At 31.5% G+C, this 11479-nt stretch carries 9 protein-coding genes; 6 read left to right on the plus strand and 3 right to left on the minus strand.

The genetic code is table 11. From position 1 onward, the window contains the following. Positions 1–114 precede the first annotated feature (114 nt). The gene (locus B2X73_RS14455) at positions 115–1302 is read left to right on the plus strand and encodes an aspartate aminotransferase family protein (RefSeq protein WP_221856827.1); all 1188 of its coding nucleotides are present in this window, start codon (positions 115–117) and stop codon (positions 1300–1302) included. A gap of 42 nt (positions 1303–1344) precedes the next feature. Here the strand turns inward: B2X73_RS14455 and B2X73_RS14460 are convergent, their stop codons facing one another. Further along, complete coding sequence (locus B2X73_RS14460) at positions 1345–2112, minus strand: methyltransferase domain-containing protein (RefSeq protein WP_125349465.1); 768 nt, start codon at positions 2110–2112, stop codon at positions 1345–1347. 256 nt (positions 2113–2368) lie between these two features. Here B2X73_RS14460 and B2X73_RS14465 point away from each other — a divergent pair, with 256 nt between their 5' ends. From B2X73_RS14465 to B2X73_RS14485, 5 genes are all read left to right on the plus strand, one after another. Beyond that, complete coding sequence (locus B2X73_RS14465) at positions 2369–3283, plus strand: helix-turn-helix domain-containing protein (RefSeq protein WP_125349466.1); 915 nt, start codon at positions 2369–2371, stop codon at positions 3281–3283. Between the two features lie 87 nt (positions 3284–3370). Next, entirely contained in the window at positions 3371–4585 is a 1215-nt protein-coding gene (locus tag B2X73_RS14470; protein WP_291078598.1) for an MFS transporter, read from the plus strand. Between the two features lie 211 nt (positions 4586–4796). After that, positions 4797–7952 carry a TonB-dependent receptor gene (locus tag B2X73_RS14475; RefSeq protein WP_291096813.1) on the plus strand — a complete coding sequence of 1052 codons (3156 nt, stop codon included), beginning with the start codon at positions 4797–4799 and terminating at the stop codon, positions 7950–7952. 11 nt (positions 7953–7963) lie between these two features. Continuing rightward, entirely contained in the window at positions 7964–8824 is an 861-nt protein-coding gene (locus tag B2X73_RS14480; protein ID WP_291048451.1) for a glycerophosphodiester phosphodiesterase family protein, read from the plus strand. 294 nt (positions 8825–9118) lie between these two features. Continuing rightward, complete coding sequence (locus tag B2X73_RS14485) at positions 9119–9379, plus strand: helix-turn-helix domain-containing protein (protein ID WP_125349469.1); 261 nt, start codon at positions 9119–9121, stop codon at positions 9377–9379. Between the two features lie 79 nt (positions 9380–9458). On the opposite strand, the gene B2X73_RS14490 is transcribed toward B2X73_RS14485, so the two are convergent. Further along, entirely contained in the window at positions 9459–10100 is a 642-nt protein-coding gene (locus B2X73_RS14490) for a DUF6266 family protein (RefSeq protein WP_125349470.1), read from the minus strand. Positions 10101–10561: 461 nt separating this feature from the next. After that, on the minus strand, positions 10562–11479 hold a 918-nt coding region (locus B2X73_RS14495; protein WP_291096815.1), incomplete at its 5' end, for a phytase.

Raw genomic sequence — 11479 nt, forward strand, 5'->3', positions numbered from 1 at the left:
AAAATGATATTTCATCGTTCAAAATAAGAAAATTTTCGAAAGGTAAATCAGATTCTCTTACTGTTGCAGCGTATGCAATGGGCGGTGCAGCTGTGCTTTTTTTATTAAAATAAAATGGGAACATTAAAAGAAGGATTTTTCAAATATCAGGCGCAAACAACAAATTTTGCATCTGGTTTTGAAGTCGATTACGCAAAGGGCTCTTATATCTATGGAAAGGATGGAAGAGCCTATCTTGATTTTGTGGCTGGCGTTTCGGTGAATACACTTGGACATAGCCATCCACGTATCAATCAAGCGATTATAGATCAGGTAAACAAATATATGCATGTCGCTGTTTATGGTGAATATGCGCAAGAAAAACCAGTCGAATTATGCAAGCGATTGGTTGATTTAACACCAGAAGGATTGGATCAAGTTTATTTGGTGAATTCTGGAACAGAAGCGATTGAAGCTTCGCTTAAATTAGCGAAACGTTTTACAGGTCGTCGTCAATTGATTTCTTTTCGTAATGCCTATCATGGGAACACACATGGTTCATTAAGTGTTTCGGGTGATGAACGTAAGAAAGCTGCTTTCCGACCATTGTTACCAGAAGTTTATTTCATCGATTTTAATAACGAAGAAGATTTACAAAAAATTACCAAAGAAACGGCTGGTGTTATTGTAGAAAGTATTCGTGGTGCTTCTGGTTTTAGATTACCAGAAAATGATTTCTTTATCAAGTTGAAAAAGCGTTGCGAAGAAGTTGGTGCATTATTGATTATGGACGAAATTCAGCCAGGATTTGGACGTACAGGGAAATTGTTTGGTTTCGAGCATTTTGGTGTTGTGCCAGATATTGTGGCAATGGGAAAAGGTATGGCAAGTGGTTTACCTGTTGGTGCGTTTATGACTTCTGATAAAATTATGAGTTCTCTTAAGCAAAATCCTCAATTGGGACATATTACGACTTTCGGAGGAAATCCTGTGATTGCAGCTGCAGCTTTAGAATTACTAAATGTTATAGAAGAAGAGAAATTAATGGATGATATTGATCGTAAAGAACAATTATTCAGAGAAAATCTTCAGCATCCAAAAATTAAGAAAATTCACGGAAAAGGCTTGATGTTAGCTCCTGAGTTATCTTCTCCAGAATATACGTTGCGCGTTCAGCAAGAATGTATGAATAGAGGCTTGATTCTTTTCTTTTTGATGTATAGCATCGAGAATTTACGAATTACACCGCCAATTAATATTTCGGATGAAGATATTATAAAAGGTTGTGATATCTTAAAATCTGTATTAGACGATTTAGATTAAATTTTAATAAACAAAAGAGAATCATAATTGATTCTCTTTTGTTTAACTTTTTCTTCCATATAACAATATTCTCTTAAAGGAATAAATTGCAGGAAAAGTCTTATAATATTTCTTAATTCTCGTTTTAAATTCTGTCGTAAATAATTCTTGTTGTTCAGTCGTTAAACGTTCCATATAAGGAATCAAGGCAGAACCAGAAATGAAATTATAAAATTCTGTTTCGTCATTTCCGTAAATTGGATAAACTTTCATGCTGATGTTCAAATCCTTCAATCCATTATCAAACATGATTTTCGCATAATCATCTATCGTTAACATAGGTGAATCTCGATGAAAATTATTCAGAAAATCTGTAAAAGGTTTTTCTCGTGCTAAATCACTCAAAATAACATTCAATACATTATCTTTTTGACAAGGCATTTGCACTGCAAATTGTCCATTAACATTCAGTTTTGAGATTAATTTAGGAAACAATTCTTCATGATTATCCGACCATTGTAACGCTGCATTACTAAAAATTAAATCCCAATTTGTATTAGAATTTGCAAAACCTTCAATTGTTTGTTGTTGAAATGTAAGATTGGCTAAATCAAATTCTTTTGACTTTTCGAGCATTTCCTTAGAAGAATCAATTCCTAAAAAATTAGCATGTTCAAATTTATTAGCGAGAATTGCTGTTTGTTCGCCAGTTCCACAACCTACATCTATGCAATTTTTCAAATTATTAGTAGAAATTAAATCCGCTAAATCATAAAAAGGTTGATAACGAATATTTTTGAATTGATTATATCTTTCGGGATTCCAAGGCATTTTATTGAGTTTTGAATGTGATTAAAGTTAATGAAATTTTATAATACTTAATCCACTGTGTATTTTGAATAAAAATTTGTCAGTTCGAGTGATTTGAAGAAATGAAATGAATAAAAATTCTAAAAGAATTTTACTCGAATTGACGGTTTAATTGCTAAAATTATCAAAATGCACAATAGGTAATATTATGATTAATGTAGTTTTTAACATATAATTATTCTAAAATGTCGTTTATTTGAATTTTGTAAGAATAAAGATGAGTCAAGAATTAGAAACTATTGCAGATTATTATAATAAAATTAGTTTAGAACAAGCCGAATTGATGAATTCTGCTAACTTTGAACACGATAAAGCGCATTTTAATATTTCTTTGCGTAAATATTGTAGTTTTAAAAGTCCATATAGTCGGCGAGATTATTACAAAATCAGTTTGTTGATTGGTGAAGGAATTTTTAAATATGGAAATAATGAAAGATATATTTCTAAACCGGTTTTATTTCTTCCATCTCCGCATATTTCTTATACTTGGGAATGTAAATCGAGTTTGCAAGAAGGTTATTTTTGTTTATTCAATCAACAATTTTTTTCTGAAAATAAAGAGTTTGATGTCTTCAAAAAAACATCTTTGTTTAAAGATTGGAGTTCTCCTTTTATTGAGATTTCTGATGAACAATTGCCTTTGATTTTGTCTTATTTTCAGGAAATGTATCGTCTTAATCAATCCAATTATCAATTGAGATATTTTAGTATTCGTAATCATTTATCTGCTATTTTTCATTATGTTTTAGAACAAAAAGTTGATGAAATACATGCGGTTGAATTGCCATCAAATGTGAGATTGTATAAGAAGTTTGATGAATTATTAAATAAACAATTTCCACTAGATTCACCTGCTCATCCACTTATTTTGAAAACACCCGCTGATTTTGCAACGAAATTAAATATTCATGTAAATCATCTCAACTCATCTGTGAAATCTGTAACAAAACAAACAACGACACAAATTATTAAACAGAAAATAGTTGAAGAAGCTAAAAACCTGTTGTTGTATACTGATTGGGATATTGCGCAAGTTGGTTATACATTAGGTTTTGAGGAACCTGCTCATTTTAATAATTTTTTTAAAAAACATACTTTAACTTCTCCATTAAAATTTAAACAAGAAAATTAATTTATTTGATTTTTGTAATTTTTTATTTGTCTTTTTTAATTCCTCAATTTCACATTCATTTTACTTTTGCATAGTAAAAAATGATTTATGTTGAGAGAAGCATCAGAAAAAAGGAAAAAAATTATAAGTATACTTGGTTTCTTTTCGATTCCAATTTCGGGATTTGTAACAGATATCTATTTGCCGTCATTTCCGTCGATGGCAAAATCGTTGATAGTTCCAGAAAGTAGTATTCAATTAACTCTGACTTGTTTTTTATTGAGTTATGGTTTATCTCAATTGTTTATTGGAAGTATTTTGGATGCAATTGGACGATATTATCCAAAAATTGTAGCATTATTTGTCGTATTAATCACAAGTTTAGTTATCGCGAGTACAGATAGCATTTTGTTGATTTGTTTTCTTCGAATTATTCAAGGAATTTCAGTTGCGATTATTGTTATTGCAACTCGAGCACTTTTTATTGATATTCATACACCAGAAAAGGCGAAACATTATTTAGGTTATTTCACGATTGTTTGGTCATGCGGACCTATTTTGGCTCCATTTTTAGGTGGATATTTAGAAAAGTTGTTCAATTGGCATGCGAATTTTTATTTTTTAGCTATTTACGCTGCTTTAATTTTAATTTTTGAATTGATTTTTAGTGGGGAAAGTATTGTTGAAAAGATTAAATTGAATTTGAAAAACGTTATTGATACTTATAGAATGATGCTTAGAAATCAATTATTTATAGTTGGAATTATGATACAGGCTGTTGCTTATTCTATTGTAATGATTTTCAATATTATTGGTCCGTTTTTAATTGAAAATACCTATCATTTTAATTCTGTAGTGATTGGTTATTCAACTTTAATTTTAGGTTTTTCGTGGATGATTGGCGGATTTGTAGGAAAGAAAAGAATGCATCTTGACTTTAAAGAAAGTATAGCTTTACCTATTATTGTACAATTAGTTTTGATTTCTCTTTTGATTATCGCAGGTTTCTTTGTTCAAAATCTATTTGTTTTATTATTCTTTGCGTTTTTCATTCATATTTGTTCGGGAATTTTATTCACATCATTCTTTACTTCAAATATGATGGCTTTTCCTAAAAATGCTGGTGTTGCTGGTGGTTTGATGGGAGGAATGACGTATATTATTACTTCGCTTACAAGTTTTATTATCTCAAGTACTGGTAAAGTTGATACTCAAAATGGGTTAGCAATCCGATACTTTATTTTTTCATTTCTATTATCTGTAATTATTTACGTTATGTATAGAATGAAGAAATCTACACGAAAAAAAGCTATAATCGTATAATTAAATCCGAGCGAATGCTCGGATTTTTAACATATTATTTTCTTTAAATACTCTTTTAAATCTTAAAACCAAATTCTTAAGGTTTATTAAACGTTTAAATTTCTTGTAACTATTACCTTTTTTATGACTTTTAGTTAAAGCTTTCTTAATTATTAAGTAACACCATATTGTGAGGTAAAAAATAATTTTGGGTTTCAAATAAAACATATACATGAAACTTAATTTATTTCAACTATCAGCAGTTGTTTTTGTGATGGGAGCAACTACTGCAGTTTATGCACAGGGAGATTTAGCAGGTATATCGGGAAAAATTACTGATGCTAATGGTTCGGATTTGCACAATGTAACCATTGTTGTGAAAAATGAATCGACAGGATTTACAGCTTCTACGAAAACGAATGAAAAAGGAGAGTATAACTTAAAGCAGTTGCCATTAGGTTCTCCTTATACAGTTACTATTATTTCGGAAGAACATGGTGAGGAGATCTTAGAAGGATATAGTTTGAATCAAGGAGATTTAATTTGGGTTCCGTTCAAATTTACAAATGGAACGACTGAATTGAATGAAGTGATGGTAAGTGGGCAAACTTTAAAAAGTTCTATTAAACAAGTTGGTGCGTCTACTTCTGTATCGGCAAAAGATTTACAAACTTTACCTGTAAATGGACGAAATTTCACTTCTTTAATAGATTTATCTCCGTTGAGCAATGGAACAAGTATTGGTGGTCAATTATCTTCGTCTGTTGATTATACGATAGATGGAATGTCTAATAGAGGTACTATTGCAGGAGGTTCTACTTCGTCTTCTTATTCTATTTCGATGGAAGCGATTCGTGAGTTTAAAGTGGTAACAAATGAATATGATGTAACAAACGGGCGTGCTGGTGGTGGAACAATTAGTACTGTTACAAAGTCTGGGACGAATAAAATGCAAGGAAGTGCATTTTTGTATGGTCGTACAGATTGGCTTTCGAGTCCGTATGATATTCGTGGAAATAAACGAGATAATGAGTTCTCTACTTATCAATATGGTTTTTCTTTGGGAGGACCAATTAAGAAAGATAAAGCGCACTTTTTTGTTGCTTGGGATAGACAAGTTGATAAACGTCCATTATTCATTGCAAATATTAATAATGAAAGTGATGAAGCTTTATTTAATGTAACGCAATCTACTTTAGATCAATTTTTGAGCATTGCGCGTGAAAAATATGGTGTTTCGAATAATCCTCAGTTTGGATCATTTAATAAGAATAAAGATACAAATGCTGCATTTTTACGTTTAGATTGGCAGATTAATGCGAGAAATTTATTAACGCTTCGTAATAATTTTGTACATGAAAAAGATTTATTATCAGAAGGAGATAATACAACAATCAATATGTACGAATCGTATATTGATCGTAAGAAAACTGATAATAGTTTGATGTTATCGTTGAGAACTGATATTAATGATGATATTACAAATGAATTAAAAGTTCAGTATTTTTTAGAGAACCAATCTGTATTAGCATCAAAGGAATTACCAACTGCATCTATTCCGCGTGCGATTGTAGAAGGAATTAGTTCTACGATTAATGGTAAAAATCAGTTTACAAATATTCAGTTAGGTGGACAACGCTTTTCTCCAGAATGGTTTAAAGGAGATGTTGTGCAATTGGTGAATAATATTTATATCAACCGAAATAATATCAAATATACTTTTGGTGGAGATTTCTCGTATTACAGAATGGTAAATGTGTATGGTAGTGAAATGAACGGACGTTTTTATTTTACTGGTATGGACAATTTTAAGAACATGACACCTTATCGTTATGCAAGAGAGATTAGATTGACGGATGATCCTTCTACAGTTATTAATCAACTAAGTTCTGCGGTTTATGGACAAATGGAAACAGAGCTTTCTCCTGGTTTAGACTTAATGGCTGGTTTGCGTGTAGAGAATATGCAATACTTGAATGGTGCAAACTACAATGAAATTGCTGATAAACAATTGGGTGTTAGAACTGATAATAAGATTAATACGTGGCAAATTCAACCTCGTTTTCAATTGATTTGGGATGTTAATCAAAATAGAAAAGATTTCGTAAAATTTGGTGGAGGTATTTTTGGTTCTTCACTTAATCCTTATTCTATGATTAATAATATGTTGTTTGATGGGACCAAGGTTGCTGCGGTAGATATTGAAGGTGCTTTAGTGCCAACGCCAGATTTTATTGGTTATAGACAAAATCCTGATACTGCTCCGGGAAAAGATTTGTTCAATAATCCTAATATTGAAAAATTAATCACAATAAATGCGAATAGTAAAGATGCGAAAGTGCCAACGGTGTATAAGTTAAATGCTTCTTATAACCATTTTTTTAGTGATCGTTTGCGTGTAGGAATTAGTGCTTATGCTAACTGGGCGCGTAACAACTATATGTATGTGGATCGTAATATGGTTGATGAACCATTTTTTAGAATTGCAGAAGAGGCGAATCGTGGTGTTTATGTGCCAGCGTCAACAATAAACCCTACAAATGGAGCTGCCAATTGGGTAAATGGACGTAAAACGAAAGACTTGGGTCGTGTTTTAGAATTAATTAGTGATGGTAAAAAAGATCAATATGCATTTGTGTTAGATGGTACGTATCGTTATTTCAAGGATGGACAGATTTCTGTTTCATATACTTGGAATGATTCGAAAGATAATACTTCTTATAATGGTAATGTTGCGAATACAGCGACGTTGAGTTTGATGGTTGCTGAAGATCCTCGAAATTTAAGTAAAATGAATTATTCTGATACACATTTCCGTCATAAACTGGTTGTGTATGGACAATCACCAACTTTTTGGGGAATGACTGCTGGTATTCGTTTTAGTGGAATAGGAGGAACTCGTTATTCGTTGGCAGTGAATGGTAACATGAATGGAGATTTTGTGAATTCGAATGATTTGGCTTATATCTATGATCCAAATAGTGCATCAACACCAGATTATTTAAAGAAAGGAATTCAGGCAATTTTAGATAATCCAGAAGTAGAAAAACATACAAAAGATTATATCCGCAAAAGTTTTGGAAAAATAGCAGAAAGAAATGGAGGTATTAATGGGTTTGCTGGAACGTTTGATTTGCGTTTAACAAAGAAGTTCAATATTGTCGAGAAACATAAATTTGAAGTTGGTTTTGATATTTTCAATGTAGCGAATTTATTGAGTAAAGATTGGGGTGTTGGTCCTCGTATTGGAAAGCAAAATATTTATTCAATTAAAAGTTTTGATGCGACAGAGAAGCATTTTGTATATAATGTAAATACTAATACAGGAAAAACAAGTTATGCGTTTAGTCCTTATCAAATTCAGATAGGATTTAGATATAGTTTTTAATTATCATTTTTATGAAAAGAATAATTAGTTTATTGAGTGTTTTAGCCACAGTTGCTGTGGCTAATGCTCAGTTGCATACGGTTGATATTAAGAGTTTTGATGAGTTGAAATCATATTTTGAACAAGATGAAAATAAACCTGTTATTATTTCGGGACATAGAGGAGGTATGATGCCTGGTTATCCTGAAAATAGTATTGAGGCTTTTGAGAAAACCTTGTCTATTATGCCTTCTTTTTTTGAGATAGATCCTCAACTTACAAAAGATTCTGTTCTTATTTTGATGCACGATGATACCTTGAATCGTACGACAAATATGCAAGGAAAGGTAAAAGATTATACCTATGCTGAAATAAAACATGCGAAATTAAAAGATAGGGAAGGAAAGTTGACTGATTTTAAAATTCCGACACTAAAAGAAGCTTTGGATTGGAGTCAAGGAAAAACTATTTTTCAATTGGATAATAAAGGTGTTCCGTATGCAACTTATGTGAAATTTCTGAAAGAAAATCCTTATCCTAATGTAGTTTTAGGTTTGCGAAAAGATGATGAGGTTGCTTATTATGCAAAACATCTTGAGTATGTAATGTTTATGAAACCTTTTCATTCGATGAAAGATGTTGAAAGTTTTGAGAAACTAAATGTTTCGTATGATAGAATGATTGCTTGGATTGGTTTGGAAGTGAAAGAAGAACAAAAAGAAATGATAGCTTATTTGCGTAAAAAAGGTGTTATGGTGATGATTGCCATTGCGCCTTCTACGGATAAATTGCCAACCGATATAGAAAGGGCAAGGGGTTATATTCAGCATTTAATTTCTCGACCAGATATTATTGAAACAGATTATCCTTCGCAATTCATTAACTACAAGTAATTTTATTAAAATATTTAGCAGAATACATCCTATTTGTTTCGAATAGGATTTTTTTTTGGTTAACTAAATTTATTTCAGTTGTGCATTTTTCATGTAAAAAGATTCTTTTCATTTTGTGATTTTAGAGTCTTGGATGATTACAGCCTTATTATCTTCTTGAGAGGCTATTTTCTTCATTTATACAACAAGCTTTGTGAGTTAAATGCTTAATATATGGTATTATATTTTATTTATTTGTAAATTAGTCATTATTAAATAATTACCAATGTGTATTGTTTTTATAAAAGCTGTAGTATGAAGGAAACAGAATTTACATTTTTGGAACTTCAGCAAATCTATGCGGAGTTTGTAGAACGTTATAGTACAAAGGATTTTAAATTGACTAAAGATGAGTTGATGACGGATCAAGAGGTTGCTGAATTGTTTGGTATATCTGAAAAGACTCTGGATAGGTGTCGCAAAAAAGGTGAGATTAAGTTTTTTAGATTAGGTTCTAAGAACTACTATTTGAGGAGTTTATTGTTTTTGGATATTTTGAAGAGGTATAATGATTGACAATTTTATGTGGGTCATTTAACTTTAATATTCCTAAGGCTAAATATGATTAGATTATTTTAGCCTTAGGAATATGTTTTTAAGTACTAATGGCACCTAAATAAACTGAGTTTGACACTTGGTCTTCTGTTTGTGAACGGAAGGCAATCCAAAAGTGTAGGGTTTTACCTATTTGAAAGTTGGATAGGCTTAAAGTGTAAGTTTCGTTCATTCGTTCTGTTGCATTTTCAATAAAAAATGTATTGTTTTCGTTTTCTACTGCTACTAATATTTGCAACATATCTGTAGCTGTGTCTGATGTGGGTGAAGCATTGTTCTGCCAGTTTATCTCGACCATTGCAGCTGATACTAAAGTAATAGATAATGGAATGGCGGCTAATAATGCACCTTTGGAGAAACAAATATTTTGGTAATTTGGTGTTATAGTGGCTGTTGAATAGTCTATTACAAGGTTTGTTGTGATGTTGGTAAACGCTTGATTGTAAGAAGATCGCATGCCTGTACGATAACCATAGTGTTTGCAAGCATAGGCTCTGTATGAGGTCATAAAGTCTATGGCAAGTTTCATTCTTTGCTGAACGAGTAATTGTTTTTCTGATGGTGCTTTGGTTCTTTTTTTAGGTCTGATTCTTGAAATCTCGTGACCATTTACATTTGCTACAACTATACGCCCTGTGCGTCCTGAAGAGCCTGCTAAAAGTGAATCATAAATTTTTCCCATTGTTTTATTTTTTTAGGGGTTATTATGCTAAAGTTCAGCAATATATATTGACAAAAATTCTATTTTCTTAAAATTTCTCTAATTGTCAGGTTTTTTCCTTATTTTTCTTTCTTTTTCCTTGGTTATCTGTTTTTGTCTTTTCTATTAATTGATTATCAATTGATTATAAGTTATGTACTGTTTTTATGTGTTTGTTTTTTCGATGATTCTTCGATAGTTCTTCGATGGTTTTATATCTATTCTATATTTGTTCTTCGATGTTTGTTCGATGTTTGTTCGATGAAGTGGAGTAGAAGTTTTTATGTAGAAAATATGTAGAAAATTTTCATAAAGTTTGTTTTGATTGGCTTTGTTTACAAAAAAATATAAGTGCAAATGATGTTATATTGACAAAAAAGGTGCTGCTATATAACTAAAAAATCCGAGCTATGAGCTCGGATTTTTTATGTGTGAATGTATAATTATTTTGCTTGTTTATCAATTTCGTTTTGAATTATTTGCCAATCATAGATTTGGAATGTTTTTCCATTGCTCATAGCAACAAAGAAACCTTTTGGGAATTTAGTTCCAAAATTGAAGTTTATAGCATCAGCTCCGTCACATTCGATAGTAGAAACTGGGATTTTAGCAATCAATTTGTGTTCATTCGGATTTGAAGCTTCACCTTGTCGTTTGTATACATTAAAATAATTTGCTTGTTGATCCGAAATTAAGATATAGCCATCTGTTGCATTGGTTTTATAAATTGCAATTCCTTCGTGGTCGCGTTTAAAATCTTTTTGCCCAAAAAATGCAATTTCTTCGTTTCCTTTTTCTGGATCAGCATAATATTTTCTAATTCCTGCTGTTTCGTCAGCATAATAAATAAAGCCTAATTCTTCGTCAACTGCAATGGCTTCAATCTCTTTATTACCCGAATAATTTCCAAATTTGCGTACTAAAGTTGCTTCTATTTTTCCGTTCTTGTTTTCTAATGCATATTGATGTAGGTATTCGCCACTTACACCGTCTTTACGACCAACGATTGCATAAAACTTGTTGTTTTTGCTTTTGTAGAGCGCAATTCCCATTGGGTCTCGTAATGTTTCGTCTTTGAAAACTTCGACTCCGCCATTGTCAATCAATTTAAAATCTGGAAGCGAAACAATTCTAATTTTATTGTTTGCACGTTCGGTAAGCACTGCAATGTCAATGTTTTTTCCATTCAGAGGAAAACCGTACATCACATCTACATTATTTGGACGATTAAGTGGAACGATTTGTTTTACGATTTTACCATTCAAATCATAGGCATATAAACCGCCCGTCTCTTCTTGTTTGTCTGTTCCAATAATAAGTGATTTTTCAGGATTCTGATAATTGATCCAAATTGCAGGATC

It is taken from the genome of Empedobacter sp. UBA7252, assembly GCF_002472765.1.
Classification (GTDB): domain Bacteria; phylum Bacteroidota; class Bacteroidia; order Flavobacteriales; family Weeksellaceae; genus Empedobacter; species Empedobacter falsenii_B.

What these genes read in the sequence shown, in the direction of transcription:
- B2X73_RS14490 (WP_125349470.1), bottom strand. Translation starts at nt 10,100, where the DNA reads ATGGGAAAAATTTATGATTCACTTTTAGCAGGCTCTTCAGGACGCACA.
- B2X73_RS14455 (WP_221856827.1), top strand. Translation starts at nt 115, where the DNA reads ATGGGAACATTAAAAGAAGGATTTTTCAAATATCAGGCGCAAACAACA.
- B2X73_RS14470 (WP_291078598.1), top strand. Translation starts at nt 3,371, where the DNA reads ATGTTGAGAGAAGCATCAGAAAAAAGGAAAAAAATTATAAGTATACTT.
- B2X73_RS14460 (WP_125349465.1), bottom strand. Translation starts at nt 2,112, where the DNA reads ATGCCTTGGAATCCCGAAAGATATAATCAATTCAAAAATATTCGTTAT.
- B2X73_RS14480 (WP_291048451.1), top strand. Translation starts at nt 7,964, where the DNA reads ATGAAAAGAATAATTAGTTTATTGAGTGTTTTAGCCACAGTTGCTGTG.
- B2X73_RS14485 (WP_125349469.1), top strand. Translation starts at nt 9,119, where the DNA reads ATGAAGGAAACAGAATTTACATTTTTGGAACTTCAGCAAATCTATGCG.
- B2X73_RS14475 (WP_291096813.1), top strand. Translation starts at nt 4,797, where the DNA reads ATGAAACTTAATTTATTTCAACTATCAGCAGTTGTTTTTGTGATGGGA.
- B2X73_RS14465 (WP_125349466.1), top strand. Translation starts at nt 2,369, where the DNA reads ATGAGTCAAGAATTAGAAACTATTGCAGATTATTATAATAAAATTAGT.